The sequence below is a fragment of the Terriglobus sp. 2YAB30_2 genome, assembly GCF_052114765.1.
Taxonomy (GTDB): Bacteria; Acidobacteriota; Terriglobia; order Terriglobales; family Acidobacteriaceae; genus Terriglobus.
This window is the reverse complement of the sequence record NZ_JBFRFJ010000008.1, coordinates 145,709-162,598: the sequence shown is the minus strand read 5'-3', so window position 1 is coordinate 162,598 and position 16,890 is coordinate 145,709. Positions and strand designations below refer to the sequence as shown.

Sequence of the window (16,890 nt, the reverse complement as noted above, 5' to 3'; positions counted from 1 at the left end):
GAGTCCAAGGGAGGCGATTCCCAAAGAAAAGGAATCGCCGGTTCTCCCTCATGGCTTGCTAACTATTCGTTCCCGGGTCGATGCCGGTGAAGTTCCAAGCTGTTACGTTACGTAACAGCATCCGTGTTTTCAGCGGGTTAGCGGCATTCAGAGCTATTCGCCAGACTCTTCCTGATCGATATGGAGGATGGCCTTCTGCTCGCGCAGGCGCTTTTGCAGAGCCTTCACATCAATCTCCTGAACTGCCGTCTTGCCCTGAACCGCCATCGCAGCCGTCACGCCCGCAGCCTGACCGAGCATCATGTACTGCGGCTCCATCCGGACGGAGGAGTAGGCGACATGCGATGCGGAGAGACAGACCGGAACGAGCAGGTTCGCCGTCTCCTCCTTTTTGGGAAGAATCGTTCCAAAGGCGATCTCATAAGGCTTCACCGAAACCTGCACATCGCCTTCGTTCCGGACACCGCCGTCGGGCATGGCGACGCGCTGAATGTTGTGCGAGTCGCTGTTATAGGAACCCATGGCAATGGAGTCAGGCTTGGTGCGATCGGTCTGCAGGTCAGCCTGCTTCATGACGTACATGCCGACCATGCGGCGCCCTTCGCGGATGTAGAGTTGGTTGGGCCAGCCATCCGTATCGAGAAACTCGTCCTTCGCCCGGCCCCAACTGTTGACCTCCGCCTGCAGCTGCTTCGGCACCCGCGGGTCAGAGGCCAGGAACCAGAGGAACGACTTGGTATAGAGCAGATGGTCGTCCCAGATCTTCTGACGCTCGGCATAGCCGGCGTCGGGGTAGGTCCAACTCTTGCCGATGTAGTCGCTGGAGAACGCGCCGTTGTTGTTGAAGTCCGCCTCATGGTTGGGGATCATGACCGGGTTCATCACGTCGCGGAAGGTCGGTTCGCGATGGATGTGCTGCTTCCACTCGCCCAGGTACTTCGCCAGCAACGCAAAGTTGGAGGCGTCATACCCTTCCGGCTTCGTCCACGGCAGCTTGTTGTCCGGAGAGTCGGTCAGAATCATGCGGAAGTTATAGGCCTGCACCTTCTTATCCCCCGCGCCGTTTTCCCCCATCGGACTGGGATCGACCTCGGGCATCAGCTTTCCCTTCTCATCAAGGGGCGAGATCTTCCACAGGAATTGATGTTTGGGCGTGTCGACGCGAACCCCAGCGAGATCTTCGTGATAGACCTCCATCCCCTCGCGGCCGACGGTATAGTGCACGCCCGCCTGCGCCATCAGGTCGCCTTCATAGGAGCAGTCGGCAAAGGTCTTCGCCTTCCACACCCTGCCGTCTTCTGTGGTGATGGAGAGAACGATCGTCCCCGACTTTGAGACGCCGCCGTGCTCCTTCAGGCGCTCGTGGAACTGAACTTCGACGCCCGCCTGCTTGAGCCACTGCTGGAAGATCGCCTCTCCCACCTTTGGCTCCGAGAGCCAGTCGTCGTGCTTGTTCAGGGTGCGCACGCCGTAGTGAGCGGCGGCCTGACGGTAGAATTCGCGGGCGTAGCCTCCAATGATCTGATAGTGCGCGACATCGGTCGCCGAAAGCCCGCCGGTCACCATGCCGCCAAGGTGCGTGCCAGGTTCGAGCAGGACGACATGCAGCCCTTCCTTTGCGGCAGCATACGCGGTCATGACACCAGAGGCCGTGCCGCCGTAGACCACCAGGTCAACGGACGGCGGAGCGCTTTGCGAGATGGCTGGCGGGGCGAAAAGAAGAAGAGCAGCAGTAAGGGGGAATATGCGATGCAGCAATCCAGTCATGAAATGGATACTGCCATCCCAGTGGCGTCGCTGACACGTTTCGAGCCGTATGTTACGCGCTGTTACATTGAATTTGCAGGGGCTTGCGCGGTGAAGACATGCATTGCCACCGGCCATGTACGTAGCGCCCGATTGTTCTCCACCTCGGTATAAGTCACCATTTCAAAGTATTTAGGTGAACCGTTTTTCCTCCACATCTCCTCAATGGAGTTGGAGCCGGCCGAAGACGAGATGAGTGCAACCAGAGCTCCTGTGTCTCGAGATTGCATCAGGAGGACTTTGAGTCCCGGTGCACGGCCTGGCAGAATGGAAATAATAGAGGGACGCACCTCACGGTCCCTCGACTTACGGATGATCTCGTAAGATGTCTGCTCTCCCTTGGCAGGATGAGCATTGGTCACCCGCAGCTCCGACTGCGACAGCGTGAAGTTCATCGCCTGTAGATAGTCGTGGAGCGGCTGGAGCGTCTGGTGAGTCCCGAGGGTAATCACATTCGCCTGTTCCAGGACCATCGGAGACAGGTCACGGGTCACATCGAACGAGACGCGCTGTTTGGCGCCGACCGAGTCCAGGTAGCGCGCCATATCGATGGCAGCAAGGGTGTCCCAGGATACGGTGTAGGGCTGCTCCAACGACGGCTTTCCCAGATCCTTCGTCAACGCCTCGAACTGAGGGTCCTTTGGAATATCGCTGTAGTCGTTGACCATCGTGGAGCGGAAACGGAAGGTCGGGGCATTCGGAAACGAAAACAAGATCGGCGTCGGTAGAATGATGCGGATCGGGGCTGAACCCTCCAGGAACGAGGCCCAGAACGCATTCGGCGCCCGGTGATCATTGGTCGCGCGTAAAACGTGGTTGCTCCAGGCCAGCCAAACGACAGCCATGACCAGGAGAACAATAGCTCCGCACAGGAACGGTACAGCCGACCGCTTCACCTCCGGTACGGCTACGAGTTCGAGATCCGGCTCCGGCAAGGGCGCCACAATCGCAGGCGCCGGATGATCAAGCACCATCAGTTGATGGGTGCCGGTGGGGATGACCAGGAGCTCAGGCTCATCGGTCTCCTGCTGGTAGTAGTCCTTCAGCTTGCGGCGCAGGCGGGAGATATGGACGCGGACCGACGCGTCCGTCGTGGAATCGAAGTTGCTGTGCCGGCCAAGCGCCTCTGTGGCGATGGCATACTCGCTCACACTCTCAAAGCGATGCTCCCACAGGTATTGCAACAACTTGCGTTGCGTTTCCGCCCGGGCGAAGTGCGGACTATGCAGCACTCGCTGCACATGCGCTTCGATGGCGCCGGAAGTCTCCGAAGATTCCTGAACCGGCGGCGGGAGAGTCGTTGCCATGCAGGGCATTCTACGCAGGCCTAGGGTGTGTCATCAAACTCCTGTCGCCAGCGTTGTCGTCACTGAAGCAGAGCGCGAAGTTGCGCAGGGTAGGTTTCGGCGCTCTCTGGAGTGCCATCAGGACGGACGCCGATGCCATAAGTCAGGCTGTCACCCATGCACAAAATCGAAACGTTCGGAGAGATCTGCGGTGGAAGCTTCGAGCGTACCGCCGCCGCCAGCATGCCGTAGCCTTTCGCTGTGAGGTGAACTCCATCGGTACTGAGCTCGGCACTGGCGCCGCCGGCCTGCTGCAGAATGTCGTGAAATGGGACAACGGCCGCATGGTGGGTCCGGGCTACTTCTTCGATCACGGCGTTCACCTGGGCCACCCGCTCCAGCGGCGGCAAAATACCATATGCCTCCGGCCGATGACGTTCCAGCAACCGCGTGAGATCCGGATCGTGCACGGTCACCAGAACCACGGCCGCTCCGGCAGCCTGGGCCTGCTGGACCATCGCGGTAAGGTGCTCTCTGGTCTGCAATGGAGTGAGAAACTTGGCGTCGTTCAATGCATCGTTGGTGCCGGCGAAGAGAACGACATAGGCAGGCTTGGCCTCCGCCAGCTCCTGCGCAAAACGTTTTTCGAGCTCGGCGGCTCGTCCTGAAGGAACGAGGCCCGCTTCGGTAGGTGTTCGTTAGAACTTGATGCGTCCGCTAAAGCGCACGGTACGATTGCTGGTGGAGAGTACGCTGGTGATCTGGCCGAAGCCGGCGTCATTCACGTTGGCCGTGGGATTGCTCCACTGCGGCGTATTGGTTACGTCGAACGACTCAGCCTTCAGAACCACAGCAATCTCTCTCCAGATGGGGATATTACGCGTGAGTCCCACATCCAGATTGAAGTAGCCGGGGCCACGGATAGAGTTACGGCCGACGTTTCCATTGGCAGTCGCATTCGGCAGCTTGGTGATGTTGCCGTTATTTACGAAGTAATACGGATACGTAGTGGAGCCGCTGGTGTACTTCGTTCCACTGAGTTGCAGCGGGCTCACCTGGTTCGGAACAACTGTGTCGCCGTTACCGGCCTGCGAGTTATCCGTAATCTGGAACGGACGTCCGCTGTAGTAGGTCATGATGGTGTTCATATCCCATCCACCGACGAGGTTGCCGACAATTCCCTGGTTCAGGAAGCGACGTCCGCGACCGACCGGCATCTGCCACACGGTCCACAGTACATTGAGGTGTTTGCGGTCGAACTGCGAGTTGGCGAAGTTACGCTTCTGCAACGCCGGAGTATTGAAGGCAACGGCTCCGAGCGTACTGTCCGCATCGTAGTTATTCATGTAGTGCGACCAGGTGTAGGAATAGCCATACTGCAACTGCGCAGAGCTACGATTGCTCAACTGCAGTTGCAGGCCGGAATACTTTTCGTCTGCCCACGGAAGGACATTCAGAATGGTTCCGGTGTAGCGCTTCGCGCCACCTGGGCCGTTCGCATTGGCAAAGAGTGGACGACTGTTGGCGCCCAGAGTGCTGACGCCACCGGCATTGATATCGAGACCCACGACCTGACGCACGTGATGCGTGCCAACATAGCCAATGTTCAGGACGAGCCCCTTGAACAGGTCACGATCGACAAACAGGTTCCAGGTTTCGATATAACCGCGGCGCCACTTCTGCGGAGCGGTCTGTGTCGTGTAGTTGTACGGCAGCGGCACAATACCGGACGAGATATCCGGCGCGCCTACGGTCGGAACACCCGCAGCCAGGGTTCCGCTCGGCAGCGTATTCATGTTCGGCGCCGATGAGTTCGCAGCTGTAAGCGCACCTGCGGGAACATAGTTATTGGTGCCGGTATTGTTCAGCGTAATCAGCGCCGGATAAGAGTCGCGGAAGAAGCGGAAGTTTTCCGGATCGACCGTTAGCCCCGTGCCGGAGCGGATCACTGTCTTGTCATTGATGCGGTAATTGATTCCGAGACGAGGCACCAGCATGCCGTGTCCAACGTCTTCGCCAGTGTCAGTCGGTACATTGCCACGGCCACCGATCAACACATTGCTGGTTGAGGGATCGAAGCGGAAGACGCCAGTATGATCGCGGTTCGCGAAGGGATAATACTCATAGCGAACGCCATAGTTGATAGTCAGGTTTGACGTAGCCTTCCAGGTGTCCTGCGCGAAGAAGCTGAAGCTCGAGAAGCGTGGGCCGTTCGGCTGGAACATCTGGACTGTCTTGCCGATCGCCTGCGGCATACCGAGAAGAAGATCGGCCACAGCACGATAGTAAGTAGGGCCATCAGCGGTAACGCCACTGTTATTACCGGTCACACCACCAGAGAAGGTGAACTGGCCACGCGGACCGGCATTGTTTGCTTGGAGGTGGTTGATGGCGGAGTGTACGTACTCACCGCCGAAACGCATCGTGTGGCGTCCGCGGATCCAGGAGGCATTGAGGTTGCTGACATACTGCATGTCGCGGAACTGGAACGGATTGGATTGGATGTAGTTTCCGAAGCTTGAGTTGTTGGCGACGATAAAACCAGGCGTACCAGACTGGAACGGCGTAGAACCGTTGGTTCCGGAGATACCCAGCGTATCGAGACCTACATTGGTTCCGTAGTCCGGAGCGCGTGCAGCGAGATTGATGCGTACAAAACCGACGTTCCCGTCGATCACAAAATTGGGCGTAACGACATACGAGGCGCCGATACCGATGTTCTGGATCGTTCCAGGTGCAGATCCAGGCTGACCTCCATCCCAGGTATTGCCGATCGCATTGCCAAGCGCCGGAGGATCAGTGATCTGCGAGCGCTGTACGGAGTAACGGCCGAAGACCGTCATCTTCGTCGTTGGGTTATAAGTCACCTTGCTGTCATAGGCTGCGCGATCAAATGACAGAATTGCCCCACCCGGATAGTTATTCGAGGTAGCGTTGATCTTTTCTGTAGGCAACAGTGCAAGGATCTTCTGCGAAGCGGAGCTGAGACGCGAACTCGGAATCACATTCCCCGAGAACGCCGTACGGCCGGAGCCGTCGGCATTGCCTGTCGTGGGATCGTAAATCGTAACTCCAGTACCGGCGAAGTTGCCTCCACGTATGGCAGCAAGTGGCACGTTCATTGCATTGCCCGTCTTGAACTGGCGCAAGGAGACTTTGTTGTAGCCGAAGAAGAAGAAGAGCTTGTCTTTGATAATCGGGCCGCCGATGTTCGCGCCGTACTCGTTGAGGATGTTCTTCGGTGTTACCGGAGTCGTCGAAACACGCGTGAAGTACTGACGTGCATTGAATTGCGAGATCGAGTTGTACTCCCAGGCGCTGCCGTGGAAGTTGTTCGTACCGCTCTTGACGATCAGGTTCGCCGCGATACCGCCGGCAGCTCCCTGCTCAGCATTGAAGCTGTTGGTCACAATGTTGGCGGACTCGATCGAGTCCGTCGGCGGAATATACGCAACGATGGACTGAAGCCACGGATATCCCACAGCTGCGCCGTCAATCTTGGTGGAGTTGATGGTGTTCGCAATTCCGTTTGCCGTCACTGCCTGGGTACGGCCCGGGTTACCTGCCTGCGAGTTGTTCTCTGTCGGTGGCGGCACACCAGGAATCAGACGATAGAGCCCCTGGAAGTTACGGCCGGCGGTGGAGGTCGTCGGCAGCTCCTGCACCTGAGTGCTGGTGATCTCGTAGTTCACGTCGGCACGGTCGGTCTGCAATGCCGGCGGAGCCGTGGTGACCTCAATCTTGTCGGAGACCGCGCCCAGCGACATCGTCGTGTCGATACGGCGGGTCTGGTTGGCGCTGACGGCGACACCTTTGCTTACGCTCTGCGTGAAGTTAGGCGCGGAGAAGGTGATGTCGTAGGTTCCGGGCGGCAGATCAGTGAACTGATAGTTGCCGGAGGTGTCCGTCGTGGTGGTGCGGCTAAGACCGGTGGATGGATTGGTTGCGGTTATCTGTGCGTTGGGAAGAACGGAACCGGTCGCGTCGCTAACAACACCGGTCAATGTTCCATAGAGTGTCTGCCCGAAAGCTTGGTACCCCCAAAAACACCCGACCCACAACAAGAACTGCAAGAGAAGAAGGCTACGTTTTTTTGACATCAGTGCATCTCCAGTGCATCTTTTGGAAGCGGACCGAACTATATGTTTGCGTTTGGAAGAGTGTCAAGGCATTTGATCGAGGGTGTTTTCTACGACAACCGAAGAAAATTGAGGAAATCCCGATTTGGTTCGCGGAAATAACTTTGGTTCCGACGGCAAGCTAAATCAGCCACAATTTGTGATTTATGGGAGATTTGTGAAATAAATACACGCGCTCTTATTGAGGTACTTTTTTCAGCTCGAATGAAACGTCCTCCATCTCCCGCTCCCAGCACCCGCACGGCTGCGCCGATTCGTGACCACAACCGCGATCTGGTCCTGGAAGTCTTGCGCTGCAACCAACCCATCTCCCGTGTCGATATCGCGCGACGGTCGGGTCTGCAGCGCTCCACTGTCTCGGCCATCGTCGACGGCCTGATCGAAGAACGCTGGATCCGCGARGGACAGATACTCAAGACAGCACGGGGCCGCAGGCCGACCATGCTGACCATGAATGACGATCTCGTCATCCTGGTCGCCGATGTTCGCCCGACGCAGACCATTCTCGCCGTTGTCGATCTGAATGGAAGATTTCTCGACCGCACGTTGGTACCCGTGATCGCTAATGCCAAACAAGGCGTCGATGCCATTGCCGAAGGGATGAAGCGTTTACAGGCACAGTTCCCTGACAAGACATGCGAGGGTGTCGGCATCAGCCTCCCCGGCCGCGTCGACAAGCGATCGCAACGGCTGGCCCTGGCGCCGAACCTTCCCTGGGTTGGCTTCGATATCCGCGGCGCACTACAGAAACGGCTTGGACTCCAGGTAGAGCTGGAGAACGCAGCCAATGCCTGCATGCTGTCAGAACAGTGGTTCGGACGCCTTCAGGGCATTCGCAATGCAGTGCTGGTCACCATCTCAGAAGGCGTCGGTGCAGCATTACTGGTAAACGGCAACCTCGTCGAAGGCGCAACCGGCATGGCGGGGGAACTAGGACATATTCCCATCGCCGACTCCGGTCCTCAATGCGCATGCGGACAGGTGGGCTGCTGGGAGATGTTCGCCTCGTCAAGGGCGGCGCTGCGCTACTTCCACGAAAGCGCTGTCTCCAACCAGACACCGACCATTCAGCAGCTTCTCAACATGGAAGCCAGCGGCAACGAGAAAGCACGGATCGCGCTGGAGAAGCAGGCCAGAGGTATTGGCCGGGGACTGCGCATCGTGACCGCGACCTTCGATCCTGAGGTGATTCTCTTTGCCGGCGACATCACGCTGCGCTGGGACACCGTGGGACCCATCGTTGCCTCGGAACTCTCCACCCGCATGTTGACCGGAGGCCCGCCGAAGCTGATCGCGCTGGCCGATGGCGAAGCAGCTCGTCTTCGCGGCGCCGCAGCAGTCGTGCTGCAACGCCATACGGGCTTCAAGCGGTTGACGGCACTTCGCTAGGAGCTCTTTTGTTTGTCATTTCGTAGTGACCGCAGGGAGTGGAGAAATGACAAATAAAAGCGGTTCGAGCTTCGCTCGAATACCCAGGTCCCCAAGGGACCTGAAGCACCCGGATTCACCTCTACACCGGCAACGTATACGGCGTTCGCTGCGTGCGGCTGAGATACCGGTTGGCATCGTCATCCTTCACAAAGCGCTCTTTCGCCGGATCCCAGTGCAGGCGACGCTTTGTCTTCATTGCAATGTGGTGCAGCAAGCAGGTGGAGCAGGCACGGTGTCCAATCTCAGCCGGAGCAATGGGCTCCTTACGCGAGCGGATACAGTCGAGCCAGTTTCCATGCTGATCTTCGCTGTAGTAGAGATGCGTCTCATTCGGGCCGATAACGCTATCGAGAATCTTCGGATCACTCGCCACCAGCGGCTCGATCTTTGCCTTCTCGCCCGCGGCAGCCGTAGGCGAGGCCTGTTCATCGCGGCAGACAAAAATCCATCCCTTGGTGCCATAAAACTTAATGCCGTTCTGGAACTCTCCGCTGATGGTCATGGTCACGCCATTCGCATAGACGGCGTTGGTCTTGAAGGGTCCATGGACATCCCACAATCCGGAGGTCGGGAACTCCGCCGTTCCCCAGATCTCGACCGGGCCGGTAAGTTCGGTATTCATGCCCCAGTGCGCGGTGTCGACGTGATGGGCGCCCCAGCCGGTAATCATGCCGGCGCCGAATTGTTCGCAGCGCAGCCAGCCCGGACGATCGAAACCATGGGTGGGCATGACGCGGTCAAGTGTGTATGGCACCTCAGGCGTAGAGCCAAGCCAGGCGTCGTAGTTGAATCCCGCCGGCACCGGCATCGGCGCCGGGTTGCCTCCAGATGGATCGCCCGGCAGACCGATCTCGACGTGCTTGATGTCTCCGATGCGTCCATTCCGTACCAACTCACAGGCGCGACGGAATTGCTTCCACGACCGCTGCTGCGAACCGATCTGCAGGATGCGGCCTGACTTCTTGACCTCGTCTGCCATGCGTCTGCCCTCCGCGATGGTGAGCGAGGCAGGCTTTTGCAGATAGACATCCTTGCCTGCACGAACGGCATAGACGGCAAGAATGGCATGCTGATGATCGGGCGTGGAGATCACAACCGCATCGATATCTTTGTTGGCCAACAGCTCGTGATAGTGGCTGTAGCCCAATGTCCCCTGATAGGGCTTGCCGGTCTTTTTGGCATAGATGCCGTCAATCAATTCCCTGCCTGCCTGAACGCGGCCGGCATCCAGATCGCAGACGGCGAGAATACGCGCCTGGTCGTACTTCCAGAGGTTCGGAAGATCGTGCGTGCGGGAGATACGGCCGACGCCAATGGCGCCGATGTTGATGCGGTTCGAGGGGGCGTTCTGTCCGAAGACGGAACTCGGAACAATCGCCGGGAATCCGGCTGCGACCGCGGCGCCTGCTGACGTCTTCAGGAACCGCCGGCGCGAGTAGGTCGTGCTCTCCGTGCTCTTCTCTGTTTCCATGACTCATCCCTCTTGTTAGTTAACCCGCACCAGCGGGCCTGATTCGTTTGCGGAAGGAACAATTGCCGATTACCCGGCCTCAAGCCGACGAATTCCGGCTGGCCTGAGAGGCGCGACAATCTTACACACTTCCGGTGAAATTCGGCATCCCGCCTTCCGTTTCCCTCACGGAACAATGGTTTAGCGAACTTATGATGGTCATTTGAATTAAATCTGCTGCAAGTGCGAATTCCCACGGTAAATCGTCGCTGTCTGCAAAGGTTTCACCGTGAACAGCAAGGCTCTTCACGGTAAAGCGTGTTTACGTACAGAAGAGCATGCCCTACATTGCTGGTATGGCCCAGCACGATCGTCGCTCCTTCCTGAAGATGACCGCCCTTGCCGGCGCATTTTCATCGAACAGTTTTTTTCAGCAGGCGCATGCGGAGGAATGGCAGGCGGCGGCCAGCGCGGTTAACGATCACGATGCGGCAACGGTAGCGCAGAACGAGGATTTCTGGGGCGTGATCCAGCGCGGCTATTCGGTCAGCCCGCTGATCCTGAACCTTAATAATGGTGGCGTCTCTCCCGCCCCGATTGTCGTGCAGGAGGCAGTCGCCCGCTATAACCAGATGACGAACGAAGGGCCCTCGTACTTCATGTGGCAGATCCTGGACCAGGGCCGCGAGCCGCTCCGTCAGAAGCTTGCCCGGCTTGCAGGCGCCTCCGCTGAAGAGATCGCCATCAACCGGAATGCGACCGAGGCGCTGAACACCATCATCTATGGTCTGCCGCTCAAGGCCGGAGACGAAGTAGTCGGCTGCAAGTTCGACTATCCGAACATGATGAATGCCTACCGGCAGCGGGCGGAACGCGACGGCATCGTCTACAAGCAGGTCACCTTCAAGTTTCCGGTAGAAGATGTAGACGCCGTCGTAAAGACCTACGAACAGGCGATGACTCCGCGCACGAAACTGGTCCACATTACCCACGTCGTCAACTGGGTGGGCCAGATCATGCCCGTGCAGCAGATCGCCGACATGGCGCGTGCCCATGGCGCCGAAGTCATCGTCGACGGAGCGCACTCCTTCGGACTGCTGGACTTCAAAATCGCCGACCTGCACTGCGACTACTTCGGCACCAGCCTGCACAAGTTCCTGTCGGCGCCGATCGGGTCAGGCATGATGTGGGTGAAGCAGGAAAAGATCGCCAAGCTGTGGCCGTTAACCTGCTACGGCGATCCTCATAGCCCTAACATTCGCAAGTTTGAAGCCCTGGGAACGCGCAGCTTCCCGATTGAACAGGGTATCGGCGAGGCCATCAACTTTCACGAAGCCATCGGTCCACGCCGCAAGCAGGAGCGCATCCACTACCTGAAGAACTACTGGGCAACCCGGGTACGCGAGATCAAGGGCGTAACGCTTCATACCTCGCTGGACCCACGGTTCTCCTGCGCCATCTGCGGCGTCAGCGTCGAGGGCTATACACCGGCAGAATTAATGAACGCATTGTTCGACCGCTACAAGATTCATACGGTCGGCATCGATTATGAGGGAGTGCGCTGCATCCGCGTCACGCCCCACGTTTACACGACGCTCGCGGATCTGGACCGCTTCGTCAATGCCATCGGCGAACTCGCCGCCGGCAAAAAAGCTTAGACGTTTCCTATCGGGCAGGGCAGGTTCATAGCCTGCCCTGCCTTGCCATGCGCCATCTCTCACCGCTCCACGATCCTGAAGCCACTGTGATACCTATGTCCCGACTGATCCCACTCGTTGTTGCCTCCCTGCTTAGCCTTCCCTCTTTCGCCCAGACCACGCCGGAAGACCTGGTGCATCCGCTCACCGGGACACAGAACGAAGGCCAGACCTATCCTGCCGTCGGCGTCCCTTTCGCAATGACCCACTGGACGCCGCAGACGCGTGCGGGAGAGATCAAGTGCATCGCGCCGTATTACTTCCCCGACACACGGATCCAGGGGCTTCGCGCCACCCACTTTCTGAGCGGGAGCTGTGTTCCTGACTACGGCAGCGTGGCCCTGATGCCCGGCACCGGCACATTGAAGACAGACGCGGTCGAACGCTCTTCCAGCTTTGATCGCAGTAGCGAACATGCCACTCCCTATGTCTACACGGTCGATCTGCCCGATGCTCACGCAACCGCGTACGTCACCGCCACCTCGCGCGCGGGCATTCTTCGGTTCACCTTCACTGAAGATGCGGCCGATGGATGGGTGGTCTTTGAGAACAATGCCCGCGCCGGCGAGGGCTGGGTGAATGTAAGCGCGGCCGGAAAAGAAGTAACGGCAGAGGTGCCGATCCGCCGCGAGTACGCCGGCTCCGGTAAGTCTGCTGGATATAGCGCCTGGTATGTTGCCGAGTTCGACCATCCGGTCACCTCGGCCGGAACGTATATCGGCGCCCAGGCGCATGACGGCGTTACGAAGCAGGTTGGTGACGGCAAGCCCGCAGGCGTCGTTGTTGTTTCGAAGATGATGACCTCCACCGGTGGAGCTTCGGCTGCGGCTGCCACGAATCCGGTCTCGGCTCCTAGGCCCGGCTTCGGCGCATATCTGCACTTCGGCGCCGTCCATAAAGGAGAGACCATTACAGTACGCGTGGGAAGCTCGTTCGTCTCTGAAGCGGAGGCGCGGCGCAACCTTCACGCAGAGATTGCCGACTGGGACGCCAAACGTATCGAGACTGTTGCGCACAAGGCATGGCACGATGCGCTGGGCCGCATCCAGATCGCCGGCAACGACCCGGCTAAGACCGTCTTCTATACCTCGCTGTATCACGCCATGCTGCAGCCCCGTACATACAGTGACGTGAGCGGCACGTATCCCCGCTTCCACGATCATGGAACGCCGGAACATGTGGCTGCCGGCCAGACACAGTTCGATGACTTTTCGGTGTGGGATATCTTCCGCGCCCAGGCTCCGCTGATGATGATCCTCGATCCGAAGCTTGAAGCCTCGATGCTGCAGTCGATCATTACCAAGGGAGAGCAAGGCGGTTATCTGCCCATCTTCCCGGCGTGGAACAGCTACACCTCCGAGATGGTCGGCGACCACTCAATCTCCATGATCGTCGATGCATGGCAGAAGGGTATCCGTGGTTTCGACACCGAGAGCGCCTACAAGCTGATGCGTAAGAACGCACTGACCATGCCGCAGGATCGCGCCGAGTATCTCGACGGCAAAGGCCGCCGCGGCCTGGACTCCTATCTGAAGTACGGCTATATCCCGCTGGAAGATCACATCGATGACGCCTTCCATAAGAACGAACAGGTCTCGCGCACCCTGGAGTATGCCTACGACGACGCCATGCTGGCCCGCTTTGCTAAGGCCCTGGGACATACCGAAGACGCAGCCCTCTTTGCAAAGCGCGGAGAGAATTGGCGGAACGTGATCGATCCGAAGACAGGCTTCGCGCGCGGACGCAACAGCGATGGATCATGGGCCGCCCCCTTCGATCCAACAGTCCATGTCTCGTGGATCACCGAGGGCCTGCCATGGCAGTACACCTTCTTCGTTCCGCAAAATGTGCCTGGATTGGTGGAGTATCTTGGCGGCCGGGAAAAGTTTGTCGCCAAGCTCGATGAGCTCTTCGCGAAGAACTACTACGAACACGGCAATGAACCCAGCCACCACATCGCATATCTGTACGCGCTGGCCGGAGCCCCGGAAAAAACACAACAACACGTGCGTGCCATTCTGGACAGCCAGTACAAAGATGGCCCCGACGGCCTTGCAGGCAACGACGACGCGGGCCAGATGAGCGCGTGGTACGTACTCAGTGCACTCGGCCTCTACCAGGTATGCCCCGGCGTACCGGTCTACACGCTGGGCGTTCCACGCTTTGACGATGCGACTGTCTCCTTACCCAACGGACAGAAGCTGCACGTGATCGCGAAAGGCGTCGAAGCCGGAAAGTTCACCGTCCGCGAAGTGACCTGGAATGGCAAGAAGATCACGGACTCCCAACTCACGCACGACGCCCTGAAGCAGGGCGGAACCTTACGCTTCGAACTCGCGCAATAAGGTAGAGCTACATGAAAGCCGTGGGCATTCAGCCCACGGCTTTCATGCGTCAGCAGCTTCGCCGCAGGGTGCCCCACCCTCGCAACGCTAGGGTGGGCAGGGATTGCCCCAAGTTTCCTGTCAAAGACAAAATGATTTTATTAATCTCTACCCCAGCGCATTACGCCGAATCACCTCGGCATAAAACTGCGAACTCAACTTTGGAATCCTCTTCTGTGTAGCGAAATCCACATACACAATCCCAAAGCGCTTGCTGTATCCATCCGCCCATTCGAAGTTATCCAGCAAACTCCAGAGGAAGTATCCCTTTACCGGAACACCCTGACTGATGGCACGCTGTAGATGCGTCAGATAGTTGCGGAGATACATCACGCGGTCGGTATCGTAAACGTGACCATCCGCAGCAACCACATCATCCGAAGACGCGCCGTTCTCAGTGATGTACATCTCCTTCACCTTCCAGAGATCGTGAATCAGCTTCGGAGCCCAGTACAAGCTCTCCGGCCCCACGGTCAGCCACGGGCTGGCCATCTTCGGGAACGAGGATGGCGGCGTGATCATCACATATCCCCGCTCACCGGCATCGGCGCGGACATAGGTGGGCGCATAGACGTTAATGCCAAGGAAGTCCAACGGGCTCGCAATCGTACGCAGCTCCTCCGGCGTAAACTTCGGAGCATCGGCGCCGAGCTGCTTCAGATACAGGTCCGTATAACGACCTTCCATGATGACCGAGAGATACATCGCATTCTCTTCGCGGAAGGCCTTACGTGCCGCTGCAATATGCTCTTCCGTCTCGATCGCGGGATTGGTGACAGTCGGATTCTCCGCCAGGCCGACACGCGTACCGCTCGCCGCCTTCGCGCGGATGGCTTGCACAGCCAGTCCATGCCCCAGCACCGCATGATGCGCGATCTGCGCGACCTTTGCGCGGTCCAGGCGCAATCCCGGAGCATGAATTCCCTCACGATAACCGAGCTCGACAAAACTGCGAATTTCGTTGGTCGTCATGAAATGCTTCACGCGGTCTGAGAGCTTGGAGGCCACATACCCTGCGTAGTCCGCGAATGCCTGCGCGGTGTCACGGTTCTCCCATCCCCCCTTGTCCTGCAGCGCCTGCGGAAGATCCCAGTGATAGAGCGTGCAGTAAGGCTGAATCCCAGCCTCCAGCATGGCATCGACCATCTTCTTATAGAAATCAACACCCTGCTGGTTTATCGAACCCGTGCCATTGGGGAAGATGCGTGACCACGACACCGAAAACCGGCAGACAGTAAGCCCGAGATCTTTCATCAGGCGGATGTCATCGCGATAGCGGTGATAGTAGTCGTCGGCCACGTCACCGGTATCGCCGTTATGCGTCTTTCCCTGCGTATGCGAGAAAGTGTCCCAGATCGATGGCCCTCGCCCATCTTCCTTCGCGGCGCCTTCTACCTGGTAGGAAGCGGTCGCAGAGCCCCAGAGAAATCCCTTTGGGAAAGCCAATGGCCGGACGGCAGCGTCCCCAGGAGCTGCTGCGAGTGCATCGACTCCACGGAACGGAAGCGCCGCGGTGGCGGCGCCCAAGAGTTGCGCAAATCTGCGCCGGGAAAAAGAAAGCAACATCTCAGCAAACTCCTTTGAGAGCATTTTCCCTGTTGCAGGGTATCCCGGAATGGGCGTGCCGTGGCGTTTTCATTGCGGAAAACGCCCATAGATGCGGAATCTCTACACTACACCTACAGGGAAAATGCTCCAGCGGTTACGCAAACAGTATGACTTACCGGGGCTGATAGACGCGAACGTAGTCCACAAGCATCTGTTGCGGAAACTGTGTCGTCGCATCCGGACTCTTCGGCCAGTCGCCACCGACCGCAAGATTCAGCAACAGGTAGAAGGGATGATCGAAGACCCAGCGCTTGTTTCCCGGAATACTATCCGTCGTCTGGGTCTCATAGAGGTGGCCGTCTACAAAGAAACGAATCTCGTGCTCATCCCACTCGACCGCATACACATGAAAGTCATCGCTGAACGCTCCGCGAGGCAGCGTATATGCCCCGGTCAGCGGGCTGTCGCCGGAGTAGCGTGGACCGTGCAACGTGCCATGCACCTTCATGGGTTCGAAGCCGACATTCTCCATGACGTCAATCTCGCCGCACGCCGGCCAACCTGCCGCATCAATATCGGAGCCCAGAAGCCAGAACGCCGGCCACATCCCCTGTCCCTTCGGAATGCGGATACGAGCCTCGAAGCGGCCGTACTTCTGTGCAAACTTTCCTTTCGTCTGCAGACGAGCCGAGGTGTATTCACGCGCGATGCCGTCCGTTCCGGTGAATGCCTCTTTGCGGGCCATAATCACCAGATGACCACGTTCCTGGTGAACATTCTCACTGCGGTCGGTGTACTGCTCCAGCTCATGGTTGCCGAATCCACGGCCACCCGTAACGATTGACCACTTTGTCGGATCCGGCGGCGCACCATCAGCACCGTTGAACTCATCGCTCCAGGTGAGCTTCCAGTGGGTGTGAGCAGACGCGGGCGCGGCATGCAGGACAAGACACAGCAGCAGCGCGCCGGCAACGATGGCTGATCCGATGCGAGACATTTGTACCTGACTATAGAGCGTTTTCCCTGTTACTGGGTATCCCGGAAGGGGTGTGCAGCGGCGTTTTCATTGCGGAAACCGCCCATAGATGCGGAAGCCCTACATTACACCCACAGGAAAATGCTCCAGCGGGTTTCAAAAAGATGGGGAAC

The 16,890-nt window shown here is 58.3% G+C and carries 9 protein-coding genes and 1 pseudogene; 3 read left to right on the top strand and 7 right to left on the bottom strand.

The window, feature by feature from the left end; translation table 11 throughout:
* Window positions 1-153 precede the first annotated feature (153 nt).
* From AB4Y89_RS13660 to AB4Y89_RS13645, 4 genes and pseudogenes are all read right to left on the bottom strand, one after another.
* On the bottom strand, window positions 154-1,767 hold the full coding sequence (locus AB4Y89_RS13660) for an FAD-dependent oxidoreductase (protein ID WP_442301486.1): 1,614 nt from the start codon (window positions 1,765-1,767) through the stop codon (window positions 154-156).
* Window positions 1,768-1,829: 62 nt separating this feature from the next.
* Entirely contained in the window at window positions 1,830-3,113 is a 1,284-nt protein-coding gene (locus AB4Y89_RS13655; RefSeq protein ID WP_442301485.1) for a helix-turn-helix domain-containing protein, read from the bottom strand.
* A 59-nt stretch (window positions 3,114-3,172) separates the two neighbouring features.
* Window positions 3,173-3,736, bottom strand: a pseudogene (locus AB4Y89_RS13650) (GDSL-type esterase/lipase family protein); the annotation flags it as partial.
* Window positions 3,737-3,790: 54 nt separating this feature from the next.
* Window positions 3,791-7,096, bottom strand: a complete 3,306-nt coding sequence (locus AB4Y89_RS13645; protein ID WP_442301484.1) for a carboxypeptidase regulatory-like domain-containing protein — start codon at window positions 7,094-7,096, stop codon at window positions 3,791-3,793.
* Window positions 7,097-7,435: 339 nt separating this feature from the next.
* Between AB4Y89_RS13645 and AB4Y89_RS13640 the strand changes: the two genes are divergently transcribed.
* Window positions 7,436-8,620 carry an ROK family transcriptional regulator gene (locus tag AB4Y89_RS13640; RefSeq protein ID WP_442301483.1) on the top strand — a complete coding sequence of 395 codons (1,185 nt, stop codon included), beginning with the start codon at window positions 7,436-7,438 and terminating at the stop codon, window positions 8,618-8,620.
* 121 nt (window positions 8,621-8,741) lie between these two features.
* On the opposite strand, the gene AB4Y89_RS13635 is transcribed toward AB4Y89_RS13640, so the two are convergent.
* Window positions 8,742-10,133: a Gfo/Idh/MocA family oxidoreductase gene (locus tag AB4Y89_RS13635; RefSeq protein ID WP_442301482.1), complete on the bottom strand. Its 1,392-nt coding sequence runs from the start codon at window positions 10,131-10,133 to the stop codon at window positions 8,742-8,744.
* 317 nt (window positions 10,134-10,450) lie between these two features.
* Between AB4Y89_RS13635 and AB4Y89_RS13630 the strand changes: the two genes are divergently transcribed.
* The gene (locus AB4Y89_RS13630) at window positions 10,451-11,770 is read left to right on the top strand and encodes an aminotransferase class V-fold PLP-dependent enzyme (RefSeq protein ID WP_442301481.1); all 1,320 of its coding nucleotides are present in this window, start codon (window positions 10,451-10,453) and stop codon (window positions 11,768-11,770) included.
* Between the two features lie 95 nt (window positions 11,771-11,865).
* Window positions 11,866-14,154 carry a GH92 family glycosyl hydrolase gene (locus AB4Y89_RS13625; protein WP_442301480.1) on the top strand — a complete coding sequence of 763 codons (2,289 nt, stop codon included), beginning with the start codon at window positions 11,866-11,868 and terminating at the stop codon, window positions 14,152-14,154.
* A 147-nt stretch (window positions 14,155-14,301) separates the two neighbouring features.
* Here AB4Y89_RS13625 and AB4Y89_RS13620 read toward each other — a convergent pair whose 3' ends face one another.
* Window positions 14,302-15,759: a GH1 family beta-glucosidase gene (locus tag AB4Y89_RS13620; protein WP_442301479.1), complete on the bottom strand. Its 1,458-nt coding sequence runs from the start codon at window positions 15,757-15,759 to the stop codon at window positions 14,302-14,304.
* Between the two features lie 154 nt (window positions 15,760-15,913).
* The gene (locus tag AB4Y89_RS13615; protein WP_442301478.1) at window positions 15,914-16,738 is read right to left on the bottom strand and encodes a glycoside hydrolase family 16 protein; all 825 of its coding nucleotides are present in this window, start codon (window positions 16,736-16,738) and stop codon (window positions 15,914-15,916) included.
* Window positions 16,739-16,890: the final 152 nt, after the last annotated feature.